Origin of the sequence: Patiriisocius sp. Uisw_047, from assembly GCF_047730165.1 — a bacterium.
Classification (GTDB): Bacteria; Bacteroidota; Bacteroidia; order Flavobacteriales; family Flavobacteriaceae; genus Patiriisocius.
Window position 1 is genome coordinate 1,076,980 of record NZ_CP159834.1, and the last position, 25,989, is coordinate 1,102,968.

Consider the following 25,989-nt stretch of genomic DNA (forward strand, 5'->3'; position numbering starts at 1 on the left):
TTAATAAATAGACACTAATGCTAAGCAGGTCTTATGCCGAAAATTTCTCAAGCACCGCCAGCACTTGACCTACAGACTTCACTTTGTCTATGTTAAGTAATAATCGCAAGCCGTTACGGGTTTGTTTCTCTTTCATTTTAACCTGTTGCGCATTAGATTGCATAAATTGTAGCACATTACTAAAGCCGGTACTTTGGTAAAAATCACTCTGTTGGTCACTTATAAAATACCCAATAAATACTCCCTTTTTCATTATCACTCGCTCTAGTCCCATTTTTATCGCGATCCATTTTATACGGACGCTGTTGAGTAAATCTAAGGCCTCTTCTGGAAGCTCTCCAAAACGGTCTTCTAATTCCTTCTGAAATTTTAATAATTCAGGCTCATCCTTAATCTCATTTAATTTTGTGTAGAGGTTTAATCGTTCTGTAATATTATTAACATAGTCATCTGGAAAAAGTAATTCAAAGTCAGTATCAATAACGACTTCTTTAACAAAAGCGCGTGGTCCTCTGTTCCGCTCAGCCTCTGTGTATAAATCTTTAAACTCCTTATCTTTTAATTCTTCTATGGCTTCCGCAAGGATTTTCTGGTAGGTTTCAAAACCTATTTCATTGATAAAGCCACTTTGTTCTCCCCCTAGTAAATCTCCTGCACCACGTATTTCAAGATCTTTCATCGCGATGTTGATACCGCTTCCCAAGTCACTAAACTGCTCAAGTGCAGTAAGTCGTTTACGAGCGTCATCTGTCATAGCAGAATAAGGTGGAGTGATAAAATAACAGAATGCTTTTTTATTGCTTCGGCCTACGCGTCCGCGCATCTGATGAAGGTCACTTAGACCAAAGTTGTTTGCATTGTTAATAAAAATGGTGTTAGCATTACTAACGTCTAATCCACTTTCAATAATAGTAGTAGAAACCAGAACATCAAACTCATTATTCATAAAAGCAAGCATCAAAGCTTCTAGCTTTTTACCATCCATCTGCCCGTGACCAATTCCTATTTTTGCATCTGGTACTAGGCGCTGAATCATTCCAGCAACCTCTTTAATATTTTCAATTCTGTTATGGACAAAGAATGTTTGTCCGCCGCGCGAAATCTCGTAGCGTACGGCATCTCTAATAAGCTCTTGCCCAAAGCGAACCACGTGAGTCTCCACGGGATGTCTGTTAGGAGGAGGTGTAGTGATGACACTTAAATCACGGGCGGCCATTAAGGAGAATTGTAACGTTCTAGGAATGGGAGTTGCCGTTAATGTAAGTGTATCTACGTTTTCTTTTATGGTCTTTAACTTGTCCTTTACTGCGACACCAAATTTTTGCTCTTCATCAATAATCAAGAGACCAAGATCTTTAAACTCGACACTCTTACTCACTAATTGATGCGTTCCGATTACAATATCTATTTTCCCTGCCTTTAAACCTTCGAGAACAGAGCGCCGCTCTTTTGCAGTACGAAAACGGTTGAGATAATCTACCGTAACAGGCATTCCAGAAAGCCGCTCCGTAAACGTATTAAAATGTTGAAATGCCAATATGGTGGTAGGCACTAAAATAGCTACCTGTTTGCCATTATCAACCGCCTTAAAAGCGGCACGAACTGCCACTTCTGTTTTTCCAAAACCTACGTCACCACATACCAGTCGGTCCATAGGGCGTTCACTCTCCATATCTGCCTTAACATCTGCCGTAGCTGTAGATTGATCTGGTGTATCTTCATACATAAAGCTAGATTCTAGCTCGTGCTGTAAATAGCTATCAGGATCATATTGAAAACCCTTTTGAGTACGTCGTTTTGCATACAACTCAATCAGGTTAAAGGCGATGTGTTTAACTCTAGCCTTCGTTTTTTGTTTTAATTTTTTCCAGGCAGCGCTTCCTAATTTATATATTTTAGGTGTGGTGCCATCCTTCCCATTAAATTTTGAAATTTTATGTAAAGAGTGTATGCTTAAATACAAGATGTCTCTATCGCCGTAAATCAATTTGATAGCCTCTTGCATTTTGCCTTCAACTTCTATTTTTTGAAGTCCGCCAAATTTTCCGATCCCGTGGTCAATATGTGTTACAAAATCTCCTACCTCAAGGTTCGTCAGTTCTTTTAATGTGATTGCCTGCTTTTTAGCATAGCCATTTTTAAGATTGAACTTATGGTAGCGCTCAAAAACCTGGTGATCTGTATAGCAGATATTACGGTTTTCATAATCAATAAACCCTTGAAATAATGGGAATACAAGGGTTTCAAACTGGTCAACGTGTCCTTGTGCGTCCTCAAAAATATCGTGAAAGCGCTTGGCTTGTTGCTCGCTACTACAGAAGATGTAATTAGTATACCCGTCTGCAGTGTTCTGATTGAGGTTTTCAATAAGCAGATTAAATTGCTTGTTAAAAGAAGGTTGCGGTTTTGTTTTGAAAGTAATGCGTTTCTCGTCTCCGCTTGGAAATCGTTCTACTTTATCCTGGTGTCCGAGCAGCGTAGAGGACCCAAGCGTTATTCTTTTAAACGCCTTTAGTTGTTTTTTAAGTAACTTAGAAGTACAAAACAATGCTACAGGCGTTGCTGTTTTAACTTCACCTCCAGTTTTATTAAACGCGTCTGTTGCTTTCTCATAGAGCTTGTCTATCGCTCCACTTAAGAGTTCTTCGTTTTTAAGACAAACAACAGTTTTATTTGATATATAATCTAAAAAACTAAGTCGTTCACTGAGCGTAGTTGAAGCGTCAACGTTTGGAATAATAGAAATCTTCTTCAACTGCTCAAGAGACAGTTGTGTCTCGACATCAAAAGAGCGTATACTGTCTACATCATCTCCAAAAAACTCAATACGATACGGCTCATCATTGCTAAAACTAAAGACATCTAGGATACCACCACGCACCGAAAACTCTCCGGGCTCTGTGACAAAATCTGTGCGTTTAAATTTGTATTCAAACAGCACTTCGTTTACAAAATCTATAGAGACATTTTCTCCTACTGAAATTTTAAGGGTGTTTTTATCGAGTTCTTTTTTTGTAACTACTTTCTCAAAAAGCGCTTCGGGATACGTGACAATTAGTGAGGGTTTTTTGCGAGAGTTTATTCTATTTAAAACCTCACTTCTTAATAAGACATTTGCATTGTCTGTTTCTTCTATTTGGTAAGGTCTTCTATAACTTCCCGGATAAAAGAGGACATTATCGTCGCCTAATAAATTCTCAAGATCATTAAGGTGATAAGCAGCCTCTTCTTTATCATTCAATATCAACAAAAAAGGCAGGTCGATTGCCTTGAACGTTTCAGCTATAATGAGTGAAACTGCGCTACCTACAAGACCAGATACCACACAGTTGTCCCTGCTTTCAGATAAAAGCTGGGAGTTTAATTTTTTCAAAGCATCAGACTTTGAGAACAAGGATCGAACAAGGGTTTTGCTCATAGCAGTGCAAAAGTAATCCAAACTTGAAAGGTTTTAAAACCTTAGCGCTTTATATTTCTCTATTGTTAATACTTCTTAATTTCCCTACATTGTACTGCTAATTAAAAACCCACCAAATGAAAACGTTTTATTCTTCCCTTGTAGCCTTACTTTTTATTGTAATAGCCCTTGCCCAACAACCCGCAACAAAAGCAATACAAGTGGAAGAAGCCTTACAGCAAAAAGTAACTCAGACAGAAAATTCACTCGTTAAGAACCTTCCTTTTACAAACATAGGTCCCACAATTATGAGTGGTCGTGTGGTGGATCTTGCAGTAAATCCAGAAAATCCAACAGAGTTTTATGTAGGATATGCAAGTGGAGGTGTCTGGCACACTAAGAATAATGGAACCACATTTGATCCTATTCTTGACAGTAGCCCGACGCAAAATGTGGGGAGTTTAGCCGTGCATTGGAAATCAAAAACCATCTGGGTAGGAACAGGAGAAGTCAACTCATCTCGCTCAAGCTATGCTGGCATAGGTTTATTGCAATCAAACGATAATGGAAAGACTTGGGTTAACTTGGGACTTGCAGATAGTCATCATATTTCAAAAATTATCATTAACCCTGCAAATGCAAATGAAGTAGTGGTGGCTGCAGTGGGTCATTTATATTCTACAAATGAGGAGCGAGGTGTTTATAAAACAATGGACGGTGGAAAAACGTGGAACAAGACACTTTTTGTAAACGACCAGAGCGGAATTATAGAAATGGATGCGGATCCAAATAATTTTAATTTAATGTTTGCTTCATCGTGGGACAAGGATAGAAAGGCTTGGGATTTTCGAGGAAGCGGAGCAGGAAGTCACATCTATAAAAGCACAGATGGCGGTAGTAGCTGGAACTTGGTTTCTGGACCAGAAAGTGGATTCCCAACGGGCGAAGGTGTAGGTAGAATTGGGCTTGCTGTTTTTGATGCACATACAGTATATGCTGTACACGACAATCAAGCTAGAAGAGAAGATGGCAATAAACCAGCTGCTAATGATGAGCTGTCTAAGGATCAATTTAAAACAATGACGGCTGCGCAGTTTTTAGTGCTAGATGATAAAAAATTAAATGGCTATTTAAAAAATAATGGTTTTCAAGAAAAATATAAAGCAGAGAACGTAAAGGCAATGGTGCGTGGCGGAACCGTAAAACCAGCAGATTTAGCAACGTATCTAGAAGATGCAAACGCGATGTTGTTTGACACTCCTGTTATTGGAACAGAAGTTTATAAAAGTACAGACGGTGGTAAGACTTGGGCTAAAACACACGATGATTTCTTAGATGGGATTTATTATAGTTATGGGTATTACTTCGGAAAAATACATGTGGACCCTAATGATGTGAATGGGATTTATATCTATGGAGTCCCTATTTTAAAATCAAAGGATGGAGGAAAGACCTTCAAAAGTATTTCGGCACGTAATGTACACGCAGATCATCATGCATTATGGATTAACCCAAATAAGGCGGGTCATTTAATTAATGGGAACGATGGCGGTGTAAACATAAGTTATGATGATGGAGAAAATTGGATAAAGAATAACCAGCCGGCAGTAGGGCAGTTTTATGCAATCAATGTTGATAATGAAGAGCCTTATAACGTGTATGGTGGTTTACAAGACAATGGTGTTTGGGTAGGATCGCACACTAATACTGAAAATCCTGGATGGCTGCAGAATGGAGAATATCCATACAAGTTTATTATGGGAGGTGACGGGATGCAAATTCAGATTGACAATCGCGATAGTGATATTGTGTACACAGGATTCCAGTTTGGAAATTACTTTAGATTGAACAGAGCTACAGATGAGCAAACCTACATTCAGCCAGAACACGAGCTTGGCGAAAGCCCATACCGGTTTAACTGGCAAACACCTATTTTATTGAGCAGCCACAATCAAGATATTCTATATTTAGGAGGAAATAAACTAATGCGCTCGATGAACCAAGGGGCAGATTGGACGGCAATATCAGGTGATTTAACAAATGGTGGAAAGCAAGGAAATGTAGCCTATGGAACATTAGCGAGCATTAGTGAATCTCCGTTTGAGTTTGGGTTAATATACGCAGGTAGTGATGACGGATTAGTTCATGTGACTAAAAACGGAGGAGGTAACTGGCAGAATATATCAAGTAGCTTTCCTAAAGATTTATGGGTGAGTCGTGTGATTGCTTCAAGTCATAAAAAAGAACGTGTTTATGTAACCTTAAATGGATATCGCTGGGACGATTTTACGTCCTATGTTTATAGCAGTGACAATCATGGAGCGACTTGGACTTCAATTGCTAACAACTTGCCTTCATCACCGGTAAACGTGATTAGGGAAGACCCAGCAAACGAGAATGTATTGTATTTGGGGACAGACAATGGGGCGTATGTTTCATTCAACAAAGGACAATCTTGGGAGGCTTTTAGTGAAGGCTTACCCAATGTCGCTGTGCACGACTTAGTGGTACAAGCAAGAGACAAGGACCTTGTCTTGGGGACACACGGGCGCTCTATTTATACAGCAGACATTTCTTTATTACAGCAAATATCCGAAGCGAATATGAGCGATGTGATGGTGGCAGAGATGCAGTCAGGACGGGCTTCAAGAAGTTGGGGAACCACTGGTTTTAATCAATACGGAGATTATTTTGAGCCGTCCATGGATATCAATGTGTTCGCGCCAGCAGCTGGAAATGCGACGATCACCATTACTTCAGAAAGTGGAAAAGAATTAAAAAGCTGGAATAAAGAAGTTAGCAAAGGCTTTAATAAAATAGCGTACAACGCCAGCGTTTCTGATAAAGGGAAAAAGCTCTTAGAAAAAGCTGAGGTTAAAGCCTGGACGGGTGATAATGGAACGTCTTATTTGCCTGCGGGGATGTATACTATTTCTTTTTCTGTGGGTGGAAAATCTGCACAGACTAAGCTGGAGTTAAAGTGATAAGATTTAATTTTCTTCTGAAATATGAAGTGTCATTAAAATTTCCGAGGCCGTTAAACTGGCATTTCACATTCTTGTTAGTTAAAACAATTCTAAATTGCCAACAAACAAATACGAATGCTTGTTTGAACGCGTTTCGTACCGTATTTTTGTAATTCATATTTTTGAAAACACACCATAATGGGAATGATATCCTCTTCTATTGCTAGAAAGTTTGCTATGGCACTTTCAGGCTTGTTCTTAGTTTTCTTTTTAGGACAACACTTTGTAATAAATTTAACCTCGGTCTTAGACCCAGACACCTTTAATAGCTGGTCCCACTTTATGGGGAATAATGGCTTAGTGCAATTTGCCCTTCAGCCAGTATTGATTTTTGGTGTCGTTTTTCATTTTGTGATGGGTTTTATTCTTGAGCTTCGCAATCGAAATGCACGCGCAATTAGTTATGCAAAATACAAAGGAAGCGCAAATGCTTCTTGGGCATCGAGAAATATGATTATTTCTGGACTCGTAATTCTCGCATTCTTAGGCTTACACTTTTATGACTTTTGGGTTCCAGAATTAGTTCATAAATACATAGAGTCAAATCCACTAGACCCGACGAGATATTATGCGGAGACGGTTCATAAATTTGAAAATCCAATTCGAGTGGGATTATATGTGGTCGCATTTGTTTTGTTAGCGATACACTTATGGCACGGCTTTGCTAGCTCTTTTCAAAGTGTTGGGTTCAACAACAAGTATTCTGTTGCCTTAACAAAATTTGCTAAAGTATATGCGATTGTGATCCCAGTGGGATTTATCTTTATTGCACTATACCTGCACTTCAATCAACATTTAATCCACTAAAATTAATCAAGCTATGTCGATATTAGACGCAAAAATACCTGAAGGACCCTTAGCAGATAAGTGGACGAATTATAAAAATAAAATTAATCTTGTAAATCCAGCAAACAAGCGTAACATAGATGTTATTGTTGTGGGTACAGGTCTTGCAGGTGCTAGTGCAGCTGCATCTCTTGCAGAGCTGGGTTACAATGTAAAAACATTTTGCTATCAAGATTCTCCACGTCGTGCGCACTCCATTGCTGCACAAGGAGGAATCAACGCTTCAAAAAATTATCAGGGAGATGGTGATAGTAACTACCGTCTTTTTTATGATACCGTAAAAGGAGGGGATTACCGATCTAGAGAAGCAAACGTATATCGTCTTGCAGAGGTGTCTGGAAATATCATTGATCAGTGCGTTGCACAAGGAGTTCCCTTTGCGCGTGAGTATGGTGGTTTACTAGATAACCGTTCTTTTGGAGGTGTTTTAGTTTCTAGAACTTTTTATGCAAAAGGACAAACGGGACAGCAGTTGTTGCTAGGAGCTTATTCCGCAATGAACCGCCAGATTAACCGTGGTAAAATAAAATCTTTTAACCGTCACGAGATGCTAGACATCGTAAAGGTTGGTGGAAAAGCAAGAGGAATCATCGCCCGTAACCTAGTAACAGGAGAAATAGAAAGGCACAGTGCACACGCTGTAGTACTTGCAACAGGTGGCTACGGAAACGTGTTTTTCTTGTCTACAAATGCGATGGGTAGTAATGTAACTGCAGGCTGGAAAGCGCACAAAAAAGGAGCTTTCTTTGCAAACCCTTGTTACACACAAATACATCCTACTTGTATTCCAGTTTCGGGAGATCATCAAAGTAAATTGACATTAATGTCTGAAAGTCTGCGTAATGATGGACGTATCTGGGTGCCCAAAAACATGGAAGATGCTGTGGCTATTAGAGACGGTAAAAAGAAGCCTACTGAATTAGCTGAAGCAGATAGAGACTATTACTTAGAACGTCGTTATCCAGCCTTTGGAAACTTAGTGCCACGTGATGTTGCATCTAGGGCCGCTAAAGAGCGTTGTGATGCTGGTTTTGGAGTTAACAAAACAGGAGAAGCTGTGTATCTTGACTTTGCGAGTGCTATTAATCGCTACGGAAAAGAAGAAGCATTAATTCATGGAAATCAAAATCCAACAGATCAAGAAATATACGACTTAGGTCGTGATGTTATCGAAAATAAATATGGAAATTTATTCCAGATGTACGAGAAAATCGTAGATGAAAATCCATACAAAACACCTATGATGATTTACCCAGCGGTACATTATACAATGGGAGGAATTTGGGTTGATTATAACTTACAAACCACTGTTGAAGGCTTATATGCTGCGGGAGAAGCAAACTTCTCTGATCACGGAGCAAACAGATTAGGGGCTTCTGCTTTGATGCAAGGATTAGCAGATGGGTATTTTGTGTTACCTTATACTATAGGTGATTATCTTTCTAAAGATATTAGAACAGGTAAGATACCTACAGATACTCCAGAGTTTGAGGCAGCAGAAAAAGGTGTAAAAGCTCAAATTGACAAGTTAATGAACGCAAGCGGACAGCACTCTGTGGATTACTACCATAAGAAATTAGGTAAAATCATGTGGAATAAATGCGGTATGTCAAGAAATGCAAAAGACTTAGAAAGCGCCATTTCTGAAATTGCTGAACTGCGTGAGGATTTCTGGGCAAATGTAAAAGTGCCAGGAAGTGCAAATGGATTAAATCAAGAATTAGAAAAAGCAGGACGAGTAGCAGATTTCTTAGAGTTAGGAGAGCTGTTTGCAAAAGATGCTTTAGATCGTAATGAAAGTGCTGGTGGTCATTACCGAGAAGAGAGCGTAGAGTTAAGCGGAGAACAAAAAGGAGAAGCATTACGTGATGATGAAAACTTTAAATACGTATCAGCTTGGGAATATAAAGGAGAGCCTAAAGATGCAGTCTTACACAAAGAAGATCTTTTGTTTGAGAATATTGAGTTGAAGACAAGGTCATATAAATAAGAAGCTATGAAATTAAACCTAAAAATATGGAGACAAGCCAACGCAAAAGCGATGGGGAAAATGGTCTCATATCCTATTGATGGAATTGACGGAGATATGTCTTTTCTCGAAATGCTTGACGTATTGAATGAAAAATTAATCAACAAAGGAGATGAGCCTGTTGTATTTGATCACGATTGTCGCGAAGGTATTTGTGGTAGCTGTTCTCTTCAGATTAATGGCGAGCCACATGGACCAGATCGTTTAGTTACTACATGTCAATTGCACATGCGTAAGTTTAACGACGGTGATGAGATAATAATTGAACCTTTTAGAGCAAAAGCATTTCCAGTCATTAAAGATTTAATGATAGACCGTAGTGCCTTTGACCGTATTCAACAAGCTGGAGGATATATTTCTGTAAACACATCGGGTAATACGATTGATGCAAACACGATACCTATAGAAAAAGAACACGCGGATGAAGCTTTTGGAGCTGCTACGTGTATAGGTTGTGGCGCTTGTGTCGCTGCTTGTAAAAATGCTTCTGCGATGCTATTTACTTCTGCAAAAGTATCGCAATATGCCTTACTGCCTCAAGGACAAGTGGAGGCTGCTACACGTGTTTTAAATATGGTAGAACAAATGGATAAGGAAGGCTTCGGAAATTGCACAAATACAGGAGCTTGTGAGGTGGAATGCCCTAAAGGAATCTCACTAGAAAATATAGCTAGAATGAACCGCGAGTATATGGCGGCGAGTGCAAAAGGATAATACTAAGCGCACAAAATTCTAAAAAATGTAAAATCCCGAATCACAAAAACTGTGGTTTGGGATTTTTATTTAAGGAAGTTATTGATTTAAATAGCTTTTCTATCTGTCACTCCAATATTCTTTTTTGAGGTAAGGTTCTCTATAATGATACTACTAAACTTTGATTCATTGTAGGGTTTTATAATGATATCGTTCATTCCTGCAATGCTAATTTCGTTTCTTACTTCTTCAACTTCAACAGCAGTTAACGCAATAATTGGAATTACGGTATTAAACTTCCGGATCTCTATGGAAGCTTTAAAACCATCCATGACTGGCATATTTAAATCCATTAGAACAAGATCAAATTCTATTTTTTTTATTTGAGACACAGCTTGTTCACCATTTTCTACAACGACACATTGGACCCCCTTTTTCTGTAAAATCTTTTTAGTCACCATTTGGTTAATGCGATTGTCTTCTGCAATTAAGATGTGTTTATCTTTTAATAAGGTTTCATCTACAGGGACAAATTTTAAGTCGTTAGTTTCTTTTATAGTTACTTCAAAGGAGAGGTCGAAACTAAAAGTAGACCCGACTCCTAATTCACTTTTAAGCGTGATGTCTGAGCCGGATGCTTTAAGAAGCTTTTTTACAATAGGCAATCCCAAACCGGTTCCTTGGTAGTGATAGTCTAGCGACTCTATTTGTGTAAACTCGTTAAAAACACTTGATTGTTTATTGGCAGCAATACCTATTCCGTTATCTGCAACAGTAAAGCACACACATTGTATGTTCTCTGTTTTACAAATAATAGCGGTAAGTCCTATACTAATTGTTCCATTCTCTGTAAACTTACAGGCGTTTCCTACAACGTTCATTAGTACCTGAGAGAGTCTAGTAACATTGCCATATAAATAACTAGGAATGCAAGGGTCAATCGAAAGTTTTATTTCATTATTATTTTGCAGTTTTGTATACTCAAAAGTGGAAATAATACTTTCCATAAAGTCTAGTACATGAAAAGAGCTTTTTTTATTTTTAATGGTGCTCTCGTCTATTTTATTTATCTGTAAAACATTGTTAATCAAGGCTAACAAATAGTCTGCAGAAAATTTAAGCGACTTTAAATCTTTTTCGTGTGATTTAAGGGCGGGGTCTTCTAAGAGTATGTTGCTTAGTCCTATAACTCCATATAACGGTGTTCTTAATTCATGGCTCACCGTAGAGAAAAATTTACTTTTTGCCTTTGAAAGATGTTCAGACCTTTGCTTTGCTGCAAGGTATTCTTTGTTTTTTTCTTTTAATGCCTTATAGAGTTCTCTACGTTTATTATATGCAACTAATAAAGTGATAAGAAGGAGCAAAATAATTAAACACACCAAGATCAAAACATTACTTAAACTATTTTTATTTTCAGCAATCTCGGCTTGAAGTATTGTTTTTTCTTTCTCATCCTTAATTTTAATTTGATATTGTTCAACTTGAAAGCTTGCGAGGGCCGCTTCACTCTGCGCAGTTTGTTGCATTTCTACACTCTCGTCATTAAAATTTTCATATAACATGCGTTCTGCGTAAGCAGCAGCATAGTCATTTTGGGCAGCTAAGCTGATACTTAATTGCATATAGGCCTCTGCTTTTTTATTGGCGTAGTCTGTATATTTTAATAGATCAATTGCTTTTCTAGCCTCCATTTCGGCTAAATCATATCGCTCCATTTTGTTATAATACTCAGACCAAAATATGTAAGATTCTGATTGAAACGATTCATGATTAAAAGGATCAAAACGCTTGTCATTTAATTGCGTTAAAAAGCGTTTTGCATCTTCAAATGCATCAGCGTCAAATGCACTTATTACAGCGTTATAAATTGCTTTTGCTAATTCTGTAGAATCTTTAGCTTTTCTAAATGTTTTAATGGAGATCTCATGATTTATTAAAGCTTTGTCATAATCGTGCTCTGCACTAGAATAATAATTAGCCAGGTCCATATATGATAATCCTATGGCCACATCATCATTTAAAATTTCAGCATACTTTTTAGCATCCTCAAAATTTTGCCTTGCTAATAATTTGTCATTAATAACAAGAAAATCGTATCCTAGAAATCGATATGCCTTATTTAGATATTTGGGCTCTCCTATTTGTTTAGCTAACTCTAGTAGCTTAATATTTGCTTGGAGGGATTTTGCAAAATTTCCTTTATCATAATACGCAGAAGAGCTATCAAGAACGCGCTCCATAACAGAAATCAATTGAGATTTAGTAAAGGGCGAATCCTCTAAAGATTGCGCAGAGCTTTTGCAAATACAATTTAAAATTAGTAGAATAAATAAAAATTGTTTCATTGGTGGGAATAAACTAAATCTTTGAATAGGCTAGTGAAACTGATAAAAACCTAACATTTAACAAATTAACGACTTATTATCAGAATAAAACGCATTTTAGCGATGTTTTAAAAAATAAAGATTATTTAATAAAGGATAATAAGAGAAGCATTACTCAAGTTATTACTAATACTTATCTTTAAGCTAAAATCATTTGAACAAAAAACTACCTGCAATCCCTCCGTCCATTTTTTCGGTGATGAGCAAAATGGCTGCAAATTATAATGCAATCAATCTCTCACAAGGATTCCCTAATTTTAAAAGTGACCCACAGCTCATTAAACTCGTTTCAAAAGCGATGATGGCGGGACACAATCAATATGCCCCTATGGCGGGTGACGTGCAGTTAAGAGAAGTTATCTGCAATAAAATGGAGCGTTTGTATCGAGCAAAATATGTTCCAGCCACTGATATCGTGATCACCGCAGGAGCAACTCAAGCGATTTTTACAGCTATAGCAGCTACGATTTCAAAGGGAGATGAAGTCATTATCTTCACACCCGCTTATGATTGTTATTTGCCAACAGTAGCACTTTTCGGCGGAAATGTCATCGCCTTGCAATTGCAAGCTCCCCATTACACACCAGACTGGGAAGAGGTAAAACGTGTAATTACTACGAAGACTAGAATGATTATTATTAACTCACCACATAACCCCAGCGGAATGCTTTTCTCTGAGAGCGATATGGAGCAACTTCAGGAAATTTCAGAAGTACACGATTTAATTGTGATAAGCGATGAGGTCTATGAGCATATTATTTTTGATGACGAAATACATCAAAGTGTGGCTCGTTTTCCAGATTTAGCAAAACGTAGTTTTATCACTGCTTCTTTTGGTAAAACCTTTCACAACACAGGCTGGAAAATGGGCTATTGTTTAGGGCCTCAAGAACTAATGGACGAGTTTAAAAAAGTCCATCAATACAATGTGTTTTGCGTCAATCATCCTTTTCAAAAAGGACTTGCTACATATCTGCAAGAAGAGAAAACATATCTGGGACTCGGTGCTTTTTATCAACAGAAAAGAGACTTCTTTTTAGACGCAATAAGAGATTCAAGATTTAAATTCATTCCATCAAAAGGAACCTACTTTCAATTGCTTGACTTTTCAGAAATAAGCCAAGAATCTGACATCGTATTTACAGAAATGTTAACAAAAAAACATGGACTTGCAACCATTCCTATTTCGGTATTTAATAAAGATAAACTAGATAAAAAGCAATTACGCGTTTGCTTTGCAAAAACCGAGGAAACGCTTCAAGCCGCGGCAAATATTCTCAACAGTCTTTAATAAATGAGATATACTTGCTGTGGTTTGCGGTTGCGGTCGCTTAGACAAGTATAAGTTTTGTTAATTGCAAAATTAATTCTTACAATCAATTTGAGTAATTAGATAGGGAATATTTGGGTATTTTCGAGATCTATTAGGAATTAAAAAACAATAAACACATAATTATGAGTAATAACGGAGAAGTGCGGGACATCAATGGAGATACTAGTAAGTGTCCTTTTTTTAATGGTGTACAAAGTCATGCAGCTGGTGGTGGAACTACAAACCGTAAATGGTGGCCTAATAAATTGAATTTAAATATCCTCCGTCAACATGATCGTAAATCCAACCCAATGGGGGAAGATTTTAACTATGCTGAAGCTTTTAAAGATTTAGATTATAAGGCCTTAAAGCAAGACCTTGTTGATTTAATGACAGACTCACAAGAATGGTGGCCAGCAGATTACGGTAACTACGGTGGATTCTTTATCCGTATGGCTTGGCACAGTGCAGGAACCTATAGAGTTACAGATGGACGTGGTGGAGGAAATACAGGAAACCAACGCTTCGCTCCTTTAAATAGCTGGCCAGATAACGGAAACCTCGATAAGGCGCGTTTACTATTATGGCCTATTAAACAAAAATACGGAAAGAGCATTTCTTGGGGTGACTTATTTGCACTTGCGGGAAATAGCGCCTTAGAATCTATGGGCTTTAAGCCATTTGGTTTTGCGGCAGGTAGAGAAGATATCTGGGAGCCAGAACAAGATATATATTGGGGTTCAGAAACAGAATGGATGGGCAATGCAGCGCGTTACGAAAAAGATGGCGAACTCGAAAAGCCACTAGCAGCAGCACACATGGGACTTATTTATGTAAACCCAGAAGGCCCTAACGGCGTACCAGATGTGCTAGGTTCAGGTCACGATATTAGAGAAACTTTTGGTCGTATGGCCATGAATGATTACGAGACTGTTGCGCTAGTAGCTGGTGGTCACACATTTGGTAAAGCTCACGGAGCAGGTGATGACGATGCGCATGTAGGTGTAGAGCCAGAAGGGGGAAAAATAGAAGCGCAAGGACAAGGGTGGTTAAGTACTTTTGGTACTGGTAATGGCGATGACACCATTACGAGTGGTATTGAAGGCGCATGGACACCGAACCCTATACAATGGGATCACGATTACTTTAAAGTGTTGTTAGAAAATGAATGGGAATTGACAAAAAGCCCAGCTGGAGCCCATCAATGGAGACCTACAGACGCATCAAATGCGCCTAAGGCGCCTATGGCTCATAACGCGTCAAAGTCGCAAGATTTAATGATGACTACCGCAGATATGGCTTTAAAAATGGATCCAGCTTATGCAAAGATTTCTAAGCATTTTATGGAAAATCCTAGCGAATTTGAAGATGCCTTTGCACGTGCTTGGTACAAGTTAACGCACCGTGATATGGGACCTATTTCTAGATATTTAGGACCAGATGTGCCACAAGAAGAGTTATTATGGCAAGATCCAATTCCTGCAATAAACCACACCTTAATTAATGCCATTGATGTAGAAGATCTTAAAGGTAAAATTGCGGATACAGGACTTTCAGTATCTCAATTAGTAAGCACGGCTTGGGCGTCTGCATCTACTTACAGAGGATCTGATATGAGAGGTGGAGCGAACGGAGCAAGAATTAGATTAGAACCGCAAAGAAGCTGGGAAGTAAATAATCCAGAAGAACTTGCTAAGGTTTTAGAAGTCTTCGGAAATGTTCAAAAAGATTTTAATGATGCACAAAGTGGAGACAAGCAAGTATCTATGGCAGACATCATTGTGCTGGCCGGAAACGTAGGAGTCGAAATGGCAGCTATGGACGCTGGTCACGATATTGATATGCCTTTTAGCGCAGGACGTGGAGATGCAACACAAGCACAAACAGATGTGGATTCTTTCGCATTCTTGGAGCCCGTTGCCGACGGATTTAGAAATTATTTTAAATCCAACCAAATCGCTACGGCAGAAGAGTTGTTAGTAGACAAAGCACAATTGCTAACTCTTACTATTCCAGAAATGACGGTATTAGTAGGAGGTATGCGAGCGATGGCAGCTAATTATGATGGATCAACTCACGGGGTGTTTACAGAAAATGAAGGTGCTCTTAGTAACGATTTCTTCGTAAACCTATTAGACATTAATACCACCTGGAAATCTACATCAGATGATGATCGCACCTTTGCAGGTCGAGATCGTAAAACGGGTGAAGTTAAATTAACAGGAACAAGAGCAGATCTTATTTTTGGTTCAAACTCAGAACTTAGAGCAACGGCAGAAGTATATGCAACGGCAGATGCGAAAGATAAGTTTGTAAAAGATTTTACCGCAGCCTGGACTAAAGTGATGAACTTAGACCGTTTTGATTTGAAGTAATTTGTAGCAGTTAATAATAATTAGAACAGCGTTACAATTATGTGGCGCTGTTTTTTTACTTTTATAACCCATGAAGAATGAACTATTTAACGCCATTCGGGAGCAAAACCTCTCTATGGTTTCTGAAATATTAAAGGAAGAACCATCGCTCGCCCAAGAAAAAGACGAAAGAGGTTCTACACCTTTATTGTTAGCTACCTATTATGGGTATCACGAGATATCTGTTGGAATATTAAAATTTCCGCAGGACATTGATATGCAAGATGGGTCAGGAAATACAGCGCTGATGGGGGTTTGCTTTAAAGGTTTTACTGCCCTGGCGGGCGAACTCATAAAAGCGAAAGCAGATGTAAACAAAAAGAATTTTAACGGTGCAACGGCTCTTATTTTTGCTGCTACTTTTGCAAAAATAGACATCGTAAAAATGCTCTTAGAAAACGGTGCAGACGTCACTATTAAGGATGACCGTGGCAATACGGCTAAAGATCACGCAGTGATGCAAGGTGTTAAGTCTATGATAGCATTACTGTCTTAAGATATGGAAGAACTAAAAGTTACGCTCATACAATCACACCTCCATTGGGAAAACCCGGTAGCAAACCACACACACTTTTCTGCTGTTTTTGATACTATAAAAGAAGCAACAGATCTTATAGTGCTTCCAGAAATGTTTACCACTGGCTTTACAATGAATGCTGAATTGTTAGCTGAAAAATCCGACGGTACAACCGTTTTATGGATGCAGTCTGAAGCTAATAAACACAACGCCGCAATAACGGGAAGTCTAATTATTGAAGATCAAGGATTGTATTACAACAGACTTTTTTTTGTACATCCAGACGGAACGATTGACACCTATAATAAGAAACATACGTTTACACTCGCAGGAGAACACAAAATATTTACCGCAGGAAAAAACCTCCAGCAAATAAAATATAAAGGTTGGAAAATAAGACCGCTAGTTTGTTATGACCTACGATTTCCGGTATGGGCAAGAAATACAGATGCCTATGATGTGTTGCTATATGTAGCCAACTGGCCAGACAGGCGTGTCGCAGCTTGGGATGCTTTATTAAAAGCACGTGCGATAGAGAATTTGTCTTATTGTATAGGCGTAAACAGAACGGGCCTTGATGGTAATGGACATCCATACACAGGTCATTCTGCTGCCTACGACGTATTAGGAGAACAGATCTCAACACCATTATTTGAGAAAGAATTTGTGGAAACAATTACACTCAAAAAAGAGCATATTGAAAAAAACAGAAAACAGCTACAGTTTCTAAATGATGCAGATCACTTTACTCTAGAATAAAAGTCTCTTCTAAACTCCAGTTAGATTTGAGTTCGATCTGGACAGGATAATAAATTACTTTTTCTGGATCGGTTCTGTTTAAAAAATCACCGGTATCCCAAATGCCATTAGTGTTTGTATCTATAATAATCCTAATGTAATAATTGGCTGGGTTTAGAGATTCAAAATACGCTTTTGGCGCTGCTTCTTTAGACAGTCTTACTTCTTGAACCACTTCATAGGTGTCGCTTACGATTTGTACAATAGCATCCTGATCATTTAGATTTTGAAGCGTTACGTTGATTGTTCCATAGTCAGAAAGTAGCTTTGTTCTGTAGTTGAATCTTAGGGAGTCATTCGTATTTCCGAAGAAATCTGTAAAGGCTTTAGGGAGGATGTTAAGTGTATAAGTCTGTTCTTCTTTTTTGTCAAAATAAAGTACCGCTGTGTTCTCTCTTTTATGAAGTCTTGCCTCAAATGCAATCGCAAGTGTGTCTTTATCTGTTACCATCATTTTCTCTTTATCGAGGCTCATGAGTGGTGTAGAAATTTCAAGAACAACAGAGTCTTTAAGTCTTAGTACTGTTGTGTTGCGTTGCGAGATACGTAGAGAGTCTTTGTAAAGCTCTTTGATGCGCACGGTTACAGTGTCTGTCACTGAGTTTTTTTGAACGCGAAAGACTAAGGAGTCTTGCTCAAAAGAGGGCGCATACCAATATTGAAGACTGTCTTTTTTATATTCTTTTATGATTCTGTTTTTATAATCTCTAGGTGCACTTGTAAGAAGCTGTATGTCTAAACTATCTATGGCACCTTCATAGCCAAATGTAATTCTATTTTGGGATTCTTGCTTGGGTCTTGCAAGCGAATAGATAGGAATTTCTTTGAACACAGCGATATCATAAGTCTTATCTGTAGGCAAGGTCACATCACTTTCTATAAAACCTATTTTATCTGTTTTTGGCTGATAAGTATAGTTTCTGTTTTCTTCTTGTAAAGCGATAAGGAGGTAGTTCCCTTCTTTAATATTGGTGAGCTCAAACGTGTTTGTGCTATCTTGAACCATAGTTACATAACTAGGCTTTTGAGTAAAAATAAGGGAGTCTGTATACGCGACATTTTTTTCATAAAGCATTATAGATACAGGCTTTTTAACTTCACCACTAAGTGCGTCTGTGATGCGCCCGGTGACTTTTAGACTGTCAATAAAAGAGCCTGTAGAGAACACATACTTATAGTTAGTTAACGTATTATTCTCGTTATTGTCTTCTATACTATTTCCGAAGTTAATAGAGTAGGTTGTGTTTGCCCGAAGGGTATCGTTGAATTTAACTTTCAGCATTTTTGAGCTACTCAAAGGAGTAATCAAAGGAGCAACCTCCAAGGGTGGAGAGATTAATAAGTTTTTTGATAGGTCCTTGAGTTTAATGTATTCATCAAAGTAGATCCTTATTTCATCGCCTGTAAAATTTGTGGTAAAATTTTCTGGTACACTTCGCACAATGATAGGAGGGATGCTATCCTTGGGGCCTCCTGTGGGTCTTCCTCTTTTTGCACAATCGACAAAAGAGAGCATAAATAATACCGCGATTGGGATATAGAGCAATCGATGTTTATGTGCCGATAAAATGGTTGTGTTCTTGTTCAAGGATACAAAAATAACGAAAGTTTGACGTAAATAGTCTATTCTGTTAGACTAAGCAATTGCGATTGTGGCAAGACTTACTTTTACAGAAGATGCTCCTTTTAATATAGAAGCACAATTTTCTAGTGTCGCACCTGTCGTAATAATATCATCCACTAGAAGTATATGTTTATTATTAATCACAGAAGGGTCTGTTAAGCGATATGCGTCTGTTGCTCCGTTTCCACTAGAAAATCTATTGAGGCGTTTTTTAAATACTTGTGAGCGTGTTTTGGTAATTTTAGTTAAGCCATCTTCAAAATAGGGAACTTGCAGTACAGCAGCAATTTCTTGACCAAATTTTGTCACTTGATTATAGCCTCTTTTTCTTTTTCGGTGTGGATGTAATGGAACTGGGATCACCATATCAATATTCTTAAAAGAGGCTGATTCTAATAATTCTAGGCCCAACCAAGCACCAAAAATAGTGCCTATTTCTTGCTGTCCTCGGTACTTTAAATTGTGCATTAGCTCTTGTGTCAGTCCTCTTTTCTGAAATTTTAACAAAGCCGTAGCGTCTTCTACCTTAACTTTTCCGAAGAAGATTTTACGCATTGTGTCACCATCATTCCTATGAAAACAAGCTAAAGGCAGGTGGTGGCGGCAGTCTGCGCACAGCACTTGTTCATTTGTATGAAGGACATCTGAGCAGCCAGAGCAAACTTTTGGGAATAATAGGTTTAACATTTTAATTCTAATTTTAGGATTTTTTAAAGATTTAACGCCCTACTTTTGCTTCCTAACACCTTAACACACTAACGATATGACTACAGATAGTAACCCCACAAAATTTAAAGTCTTTATAGGCTTGCTTATCGTGCTTTTATTTGCACTTGGAGCCTACACGTACCACTTATTCTCTGAAAACCAAGATAGTAAAAATTCTATTACTACTCTGGAGACAGAAAAAAAGGATATGGAGGCAGAGCTTGAAGAGCTAATTGCCAATTACGATGTAGTGATTGAAAGCAATGAGTTTAAAGATAAAGAATTAGTCGCTGCAAAAGAGCGCATCGAGGTTCTTCTTGCAGATGTAAAAAACGCAAAATTGAACGAAGGTCTTTTAAAAAGATACCGCGCAGAGATTCAAATATTAAAGCAAGAAAGAGTTGTATTGTTTAAAAGAGCAGACAGCCTAGCGCGTGAAAACATAACGTTACAGGTGCAAATAGATAGTACAAATGTTAGGCTTACAGACACTTATAAAGTAGTAGACTCTATGAGTACAAGGAACTCTATGCTTTCTGAAACAGTAAAAATGGGAGCCTTGGTGAAAGCCACGAATCTAAAGAGCGAAGGTGTAATTGTAAGAAGCAGTGGTAAGATTGTTGAAACACAGCGTGCAAGTAGAGCAGATAAGATACGAGCTTGTTTTACACTTGCTCCAAATGATATTGCAGAAGCTGGAGATAAAGTATTGTACGTTCAAGTAATCAATCCTGAAAATAACATACTTGGCCATAAAGCAAATATCACGAATGGAGATGGGCTATTAACGTATAGTTCTACTGTTAAGGTGTTTTATGAAAAAGGCGCATTAGATGTATGTTCTCTTATAGACGCTAGCGAAGATGATCTTGTAAAAGGAAGATACGTAATCAATGTATTTGAAGGCACAAGATTGTTATTGACCAATACTTTAGAATTAAAATAACAAACAACTTAAAATATCTTGAACCGCTGCGAACTTATCGTAGCGGTTTTTTTATTTTTGTGCTTATGGCAAACAACGACGATCAATTTAAAAAAGTAATCTCCCATGCGAAAGAGTATGGCTACATATTTGGTTCAAGCGAAATCTACGACGGTCTCAGTGCCGTATATGATTATGCGCAAAATGGGGTAGAATTAAAGAAAAACATACGCGACTACTGGTGGCAATCTATGGTGTATATGCACCAGAATATTGTAGGGCTGGATGCAGCTATCTTGATGCACCCTAAGACATGGAAAGCTTCTGGACACGTTGACGCTTTTAGTGACCCTTTAATTGATAATAAAGATTCTAATAAAAGATATCGCGCAGATACGCTGGTAGAGGATTATGCTGAGAAGCTAGAGCAGAAGGCACAAAAAGAAATAAAGAAAGCGGCAAAGCGATTTGGTGAGTCATTTAATGAAGAAGAGTTTATTACTACAAACCCTCGTGTTGTAGGTTATCTAAACAAGAAATCTGAAATATTAAATAGACTAGCGCGCTCATTAGAAAGTGAAGATTTAGCTGACGTGAAGTTACTCATTGAAGAGCTAGAGATTGCCTGTCCACTAAGTGGGAGTAGAAACTGGACAGATGTAAAGCAGTTTAACTTGATGTTTGGCACAAAATTAGGTGCTAGTGCAGAAACGGCTACAGATTTATACTTAAGACCAGAAACGGCGCAAGGGATTTTTGTAAACTTTTTAAATGTACAGAAAACGGGGAGGATGAAGATTCCTTTTGGGATTGCACAAACCGGGAAGGCTTTTAGAAATGAGATTGTCGCTCGACAGTTTATTTTTAGAATGCGCGAGTTTGAACAAATGGAAATGCAATTTTTTGTACGGCCAGGTGAAGAAATGAAATGGTATAGCTATTGGAAAGAATATAGATTGAACTGGCATTTATCGCTAGGGATGGGCAAAGAGAACTACCGTTTTCACGATCATGAGAAGTTAGCTCATTATGCAAATGCTGCCTCAGATATTGAGTTTAATTTCCCTTTTGGTTTTAAAGAACTAGAAGGAATTCACTCAAGAACTGACTTCGATTTAAAAGCTCACGAAGCGCATAGTGGTAAAAAATTAAAATTCTACGATCCAGAGTTAGGGGAGAATTATACGCCTTATGTAGTTGAAACTTCTATTGGGTTAGATAGAATGTTCTTGGCTGTTTTTAGTAATTCGTTAATGGAGGAGCAACTGGAAGATGGCTCTTCTAGAACGGTATTAAAATTACCTTCGGTATTAGCACCAGTAAAGGCTGCCGTTTTCCCATTAGTTAAGAAGGATGGATTGCCAGACTTGGCAAGAGAAATCATTGAAGAGCTGCAATGGGATCATAATGTGTTTTATGATGAGAAAGATGCTGTGGGTAAAAGGTACCGTCGTCAGGATGCTGCGGGGACTCCTTTTTGCATCACGGTAGATCACCAGTCATTAGAAGATAAAACGGTAACAATTCGAGATAGAGACACGATGGAACAAGAGCGTGTGGCAATAGCAGATTTAAATGCTGTAATTACCGCGGCTGTTTCTATGAAGACCTGGTTGAACAAGGGCTAAAGGGAGCCAAGATCACCGGTTAGAAAGAACTGCACGAACCACGAATGAATAATGCCTAAAATTTTCTAATGAAAATTTTAGGCATTATTCATTTTGATATTTAAACTTCCTAAATCCTGAGTGCGTATTAGCCCTTTAGCATTTCTTTAATCCCTACGGGATTTGCCTTCGTGCATTTGTTCATTCTTCTTAGAGGCCCGTAAGTAAACCATACGATCATGCCGTCTTTCATAAAGTCTTCTTTTAAATCTAAGGATTCAAAAAAGCGACCATCTTCTAGTTTAATAGTGTACTCACAATCTCCTTCAATATCAGAATAGACGATCGTACCTTTCGTGAAACCTTTTGCTATCATTTCATTTTGTTGGGACATGTCTTCTACCACTTGAGCTGTTGTTTCTTTAGCTCCATTACAAGCCATCATTAAAATGAGGCTGCTAATAAGTGTCAATTTTATCATAACGATTGTTTTATTGTAAAGTTACAAATAATATGCCATCCTATTAAAATTAGTTGTTCGCAGCTATTTAGCTGAATATAGATAAGAGTGTAATCACAATCAGATCTCATTTTCTCACAAAAATATCATATTCACTTAGCTAAGAGTCCATTTAAAAGGTGTTTCCAACGAATTTCTTAAAAAGGTTTGTATTTTTATACACTCTAAAGATTTTAAAACACAAAACCCAATATTTAAAACGATTTACTATGAAACTAAAATTTACATTATTCCTGTTTGCTTTTGCTGCACTATTTTCGGCACAAGCGCAAGAAACAGAACAAGGGCCTACCTATATAGGCGAGTTAACACTAGTAAGTGTTACTCCTTCCTTACAATCAAGATTGAGTGAGTTAACTCCAGCGACTGCTAAAGGAGAAGCTCAGGATGGACGCTCTAGTTTTAAAAAACCTAAAAGAGATGTAGTACCAGGAAAAGGTAATCAAGTAGATTATTTATCTCAAAACCAAGATTTATTAGCAGGGAAAATAGCTGGTAAGGCTGTTACGGCTGTTTGGGATGCGGCTTTTACAGGTTCAAACCCAACAGATCCAGCATTAGCAGTGGGACCAGATCATGTATTTGTAGTGTTTAATACAGGTTTTGCTATTTTTGATAAGGATGGAAATGAGCTACTTGGGGATACTAACCCTTTTCCAGCTATTTTTCCTGCAAATGGATGTTGTGATTTAACAGCATCATATGATAGTGCTGCAGATAGATGGATACTTTCTTTCTTGGGTAATGGAATTCAAATGGCTATTTCTACAACGGGAAATCCTTTAACTACAGATTGGAATATCTATAATATCCCAACTGTAAATGACTACAATAAAGTTTCTGTATGGAGTGATGGTTATTATTTAACGGATCAAGCTTCTGGAAATAGATTATATGCTATGGACAGAACAGCAATGTTAGCAGGAGCTGCTAATCCTTCTATTCAAGGTTTTGCTTTACCAAGTATAGGTACATTAGGTTTTGCAAGTCCACAAGCTTTAAATGTTACTGATGATAATATGCCGGCTTTCGGTAATGCGCCAGTTGTTTTCTTTCAGGATGATGCATATGCTGGTGTTGCAGTAGATCATATCAAATTTTGGAGTGCAAATGTTGATTTTGCTACACCAGGAAATTCAACAATTAGTACACCACAAGAAATTCCAGTAACACCTTTTACATCTGTATTTGATGGTGCTTCTTTTCAAAACTTAACACAGCCTAATGGCGGTGGTGGTACCTTAGATGCATTACAAGGTATTGTAATGAATCAAGCGCAATTCAGAAAATTCCCAACGTATAACGCCGCGGTATTTAATCACGTAATTGACACAGATCCAACAGGGGGAAAAAGGGCTGCTATTAGATGGTATGAATTCCGTCAAGCTACAGATGGTGCACCTTGGTCTTTATTCCAAGAAGGTACTTATGAAGCTCCAGATAACAAGCACGCTTGGAATGCATCTTTAATGATGGATAATCAAGGAAACATTGGAATGGGATACACAGGGATGAGCATCTCAGGACAAGGCACTACAAATGTAAGTTCTTACTATACAGGTAGATTTGCATCAGATCCATTGAACACAATGACGGTTACAGAAGAGCCTATTGTAATAGGTGATGGTGTAATTACGGGTTCTAGATATGGTGATTATAGTAAAATTGATATAGATCCTAGTGATGATGCAACGTTCTACTTCACAAACGAAGTACATACAGTTGACACTCCTAATGGACAAAGAGCTGCCAACGTAGGTCGTTTTAAAATTGCTGCAGATGCAGATGTTGACACTGGTGTAATCGCTTTTGTAGCGCCAACAGATGGTGGTTTATCTGGAGCAGAAACGGTTACCGTAATGCTAAGAAACTTTGGTACAGTATCACAATCTAATATCCCTGTAAGTTTTACTGTTGATGGTGGTGCAGCGGTAAATGAAATATTTACAGGAACTATAGCTCCAGCATCAAATGAGATGTACACATTTACAGCGACTGCAAGTTTAGGTGCAGATGGAACAACATATAACCTCTGTGCTAGAACAACACTAGCTGGTGATGAAATTCCAACGAACGATGAGTTTTGTATGGATGTAACGCACTTAAACGATAATGATACTGGAGTAACATCTATTGATGCTCCTGTTTCAGGAAATGGATTAGGTGTTGAAAACATTTCAGTTACAATCCAGAACTTTGGAGCTGCAACACAAACATCAATTCCAGTGTTCTATACGTTTAATGGTGGTGCTGCGGTAATGGAAACTTACACAGGCTCAATCGCTCAAGGAGCAACAGATACATATACATTTACTGCGTCTGAAGACTTTTCTGAACTTGGTGATTATGATGTTGTTGCAGGTACAGATCTTGCTGGAGACTCAGATGCATCAAATGATGATACGATGACTACGATAACTAACTTTTCTTGCCAGCCAGGTGCTAACTGTACTTTAGGTGATGGTTTACGATTAGTTAATATAGCAGATATAAACAATGCTACAGGTTGTGAAACAGATGGATATGGTGATTTTACAGCAATCTCTACAGACCTAGCTCAAGATCAAGAATATAACCTTACTTTAACTACGGGGTGGGGTGACCAATTTGTTACTGTATGGGTTGACTTTAATGATAACTCTAATTTTGAGCCTAGTGAACGTATCTTAATAGATTATGAAATTGCTGATGGTCAAAACGCTGGGACTTATACAGAAACTACACAGGTTGTTATTCCTGCTGATTCTGAGTTAGGAATGCACATAATGAGAGTTAAAACAAGCTGGAACGCTGTTGTGCCAGATGATGCTTGTGAAGAAACTCAATATGGTGAGACAGAAGATTACACAGTAAACATTGTACCTGAATTAGGTGTACAAGATGATAGCTTTGCAGCAGCAGAGTTGATCGTTACTACACTGCCAGATAACAAGTTTGAGTTAATTTTTAATACTACTTCTTACACAAATGATTTACCTGTAAGAGTAACAAATATGCTAGGTCAAGTTTTAGCCTATTACGTATTAGAAAATAACGGTTCTGGATATTCTAAAGTAATTGATATGTCTTACGTTTCTGCTGGAGTATATTTCTTCACAATAGGAGAAGGTACAGACAGTAAACTACAACGTGTTATTGTAAAATAAATCTTGTATTTATATATTGAAAAAGGGAGCAATTTGCTCC

16 protein-coding genes are annotated in these 25,989 nt (G+C 38.0%); 11 read left to right on the plus strand and 5 right to left on the minus strand.

The genetic code is table 11. The annotated features are described in order from the left end of the window. Positions 1-31 precede the first annotated feature (31 nt). A complete protein-coding gene (gene mfd, locus ABXT71_RS04800) occupies positions 32-3,418 on the minus strand; it encodes a transcription-repair coupling factor (RefSeq protein ID WP_415372714.1) in 3,387 nt (1,128 codons plus the stop codon). A gap of 116 nt (positions 3,419-3,534) precedes the next feature. Here mfd and ABXT71_RS04805 point away from each other — a divergent pair, with 116 nt between their 5' ends. The 4 genes from ABXT71_RS04805 to ABXT71_RS04820 all read left to right on the plus strand — a co-directional run bounded on the left by ABXT71_RS04805 (position 3,535) and on the right by ABXT71_RS04820 (position 10,012). Continuing rightward, positions 3,535-6,381 (plus strand): WD40/YVTN/BNR-like repeat-containing protein, encoded by a 2,847-nt coding sequence (locus ABXT71_RS04805; protein WP_415372715.1) that lies wholly within the window; start codon positions 3,535-3,537, stop codon positions 6,379-6,381. Between the two features lie 180 nt (positions 6,382-6,561). After that, positions 6,562-7,230 (plus strand): succinate dehydrogenase cytochrome b subunit, encoded by a 669-nt coding sequence (locus tag ABXT71_RS04810; protein ID WP_415372716.1) that lies wholly within the window; start codon positions 6,562-6,564, stop codon positions 7,228-7,230. Between the two features lie 13 nt (positions 7,231-7,243). Next, complete coding sequence (locus ABXT71_RS04815) at positions 7,244-9,259, plus strand: fumarate reductase/succinate dehydrogenase flavoprotein subunit (protein ID WP_415372717.1); 2,016 nt, start codon at positions 7,244-7,246, stop codon at positions 9,257-9,259. A 6-nt stretch (positions 9,260-9,265) separates the two neighbouring features. After that, a complete protein-coding gene (locus ABXT71_RS04820) occupies positions 9,266-10,012 on the plus strand; it encodes a succinate dehydrogenase/fumarate reductase iron-sulfur subunit (RefSeq protein WP_415372718.1) in 747 nt (248 codons plus the stop codon). An 86-nt stretch (positions 10,013-10,098) separates the two neighbouring features. On the opposite strand, the gene ABXT71_RS04825 is transcribed toward ABXT71_RS04820, so the two are convergent. After that, the gene (locus ABXT71_RS04825; protein WP_415372719.1) at positions 10,099-12,234 is read right to left on the minus strand and encodes a response regulator; all 2,136 of its coding nucleotides are present in this window, start codon (positions 12,232-12,234) and stop codon (positions 10,099-10,101) included. A 298-nt stretch (positions 12,235-12,532) separates the two neighbouring features. Between ABXT71_RS04825 and ABXT71_RS04830 the strand changes: the two genes are divergently transcribed. From ABXT71_RS04830 to ABXT71_RS04845, 4 genes are all read left to right on the plus strand, one after another. Next, the gene (locus tag ABXT71_RS04830; RefSeq protein ID WP_415372720.1) at positions 12,533-13,669 is read left to right on the plus strand and encodes a methionine aminotransferase; all 1,137 of its coding nucleotides are present in this window, start codon (positions 12,533-12,535) and stop codon (positions 13,667-13,669) included. Positions 13,670-13,833: 164 nt separating this feature from the next. Further along, positions 13,834-16,065, plus strand: a complete 2,232-nt coding sequence (katG, locus tag ABXT71_RS04835; protein WP_415372721.1) for a catalase/peroxidase HPI — start codon at positions 13,834-13,836, stop codon at positions 16,063-16,065. A 70-nt stretch (positions 16,066-16,135) separates the two neighbouring features. Further along, positions 16,136-16,600 (plus strand): ankyrin repeat domain-containing protein, encoded by a 465-nt coding sequence (locus tag ABXT71_RS04840; protein ID WP_415372722.1) that lies wholly within the window; start codon positions 16,136-16,138, stop codon positions 16,598-16,600. Positions 16,601-16,603: 3 nt separating this feature from the next. After that, a complete protein-coding gene (locus ABXT71_RS04845) occupies positions 16,604-17,380 on the plus strand; it encodes an amidohydrolase (protein ID WP_415372723.1) in 777 nt (258 codons plus the stop codon). Here ABXT71_RS04845 and ABXT71_RS04850 read toward each other — a convergent pair. Then, a complete protein-coding gene (locus ABXT71_RS04850; RefSeq protein WP_415372724.1) occupies positions 17,367-19,007 on the minus strand; it encodes an Ig-like domain-containing protein in 1,641 nt (546 codons plus the stop codon). The two genes, ABXT71_RS04845 and ABXT71_RS04850, sit on opposite strands and share 14 nt — an antisense overlap. A gap of 48 nt (positions 19,008-19,055) precedes the next feature. Then, positions 19,056-19,598, minus strand: coding sequence for a ComF family protein (locus ABXT71_RS04855; RefSeq protein WP_415372725.1), 543 nt, complete (start codon positions 19,596-19,598; stop codon positions 19,056-19,058). 208 nt (positions 19,599-19,806) lie between these two features. Between ABXT71_RS04855 and ABXT71_RS04860 the strand changes: the two genes are divergently transcribed. Together ABXT71_RS04860 and ABXT71_RS04865 are read left to right on the plus strand one after the other, a co-directional pair. Further along, complete coding sequence (locus ABXT71_RS04860) at positions 19,807-20,697, plus strand: hypothetical protein (protein WP_415372726.1); 891 nt, start codon at positions 19,807-19,809, stop codon at positions 20,695-20,697. 65 nt (positions 20,698-20,762) lie between these two features. Further along, positions 20,763-22,304, plus strand: coding sequence for a glycine--tRNA ligase (locus tag ABXT71_RS04865; protein WP_415372727.1), 1,542 nt, complete (start codon positions 20,763-20,765; stop codon positions 22,302-22,304). Between the two features lie 127 nt (positions 22,305-22,431). On the opposite strand, the gene ABXT71_RS04870 is transcribed toward ABXT71_RS04865, so the two are convergent. Next, complete coding sequence (locus tag ABXT71_RS04870; protein WP_415372728.1) at positions 22,432-22,764, minus strand: hypothetical protein; 333 nt, start codon at positions 22,762-22,764, stop codon at positions 22,432-22,434. Positions 22,765-23,012: 248 nt separating this feature from the next. Between ABXT71_RS04870 and ABXT71_RS04875 the strand changes: the two genes are divergently transcribed. Then, complete coding sequence (locus ABXT71_RS04875) at positions 23,013-25,949, plus strand: GEVED domain-containing protein (protein ID WP_415372729.1); 2,937 nt, start codon at positions 23,013-23,015, stop codon at positions 25,947-25,949. The last annotated feature ends 40 nt before the right edge of the window (positions 25,950-25,989 follow it).

What these genes read in the sequence shown, in the direction of transcription:
- ABXT71_RS04825 (WP_415372719.1), bottom strand. Translation starts at nt 12,234, where the DNA reads ATGGAGCGCGTTCTTGATAGCTCTTCTGCGTATTATGATAAAGGAAAT.
- ABXT71_RS04845 (WP_415372723.1), top strand. Translation starts at nt 16,604, where the DNA reads ATGGAAGAACTAAAAGTTACGCTCATACAATCACACCTCCATTGGGAA.
- ABXT71_RS04875 (WP_415372729.1), top strand. Translation starts at nt 23,013, where the DNA reads ATGAAACTAAAATTTACATTATTCCTGTTTGCTTTTGCTGCACTATTT.
- ABXT71_RS04805 (WP_415372715.1), top strand. Translation starts at nt 3,535, where the DNA reads ATGAAAACGTTTTATTCTTCCCTTGTAGCCTTACTTTTTATTGTAATA.
- katG (WP_415372721.1), top strand. Translation starts at nt 13,834, where the DNA reads ATGAGTAATAACGGAGAAGTGCGGGACATCAATGGAGATACTAGTAAG.
- ABXT71_RS04860 (WP_415372726.1), top strand. Translation starts at nt 19,807, where the DNA reads ATGACTACAGATAGTAACCCCACAAAATTTAAAGTCTTTATAGGCTTG.
- ABXT71_RS04820 (WP_415372718.1), top strand. Translation starts at nt 9,266, where the DNA reads ATGAAATTAAACCTAAAAATATGGAGACAAGCCAACGCAAAAGCGATG.
- ABXT71_RS04840 (WP_415372722.1), top strand. Translation starts at nt 16,136, where the DNA reads ATGAAGAATGAACTATTTAACGCCATTCGGGAGCAAAACCTCTCTATG.
- ABXT71_RS04815 (WP_415372717.1), top strand. Translation starts at nt 7,244, where the DNA reads ATGTCGATATTAGACGCAAAAATACCTGAAGGACCCTTAGCAGATAAG.
- mfd (WP_415372714.1), bottom strand. Translation starts at nt 3,418, where the DNA reads ATGAGCAAAACCCTTGTTCGATCCTTGTTCTCAAAGTCTGATGCTTTG.
- ABXT71_RS04855 (WP_415372725.1), bottom strand. Translation starts at nt 19,598, where the DNA reads ATGCGTAAAATCTTCTTCGGAAAAGTTAAGGTAGAAGACGCTACGGCT.
- ABXT71_RS04865 (WP_415372727.1), top strand. Translation starts at nt 20,763, where the DNA reads ATGGCAAACAACGACGATCAATTTAAAAAAGTAATCTCCCATGCGAAA.
- ABXT71_RS04870 (WP_415372728.1), bottom strand. Translation starts at nt 22,764, where the DNA reads ATGATAAAATTGACACTTATTAGCAGCCTCATTTTAATGATGGCTTGT.
- ABXT71_RS04810 (WP_415372716.1), top strand. Translation starts at nt 6,562, where the DNA reads ATGGGAATGATATCCTCTTCTATTGCTAGAAAGTTTGCTATGGCACTT.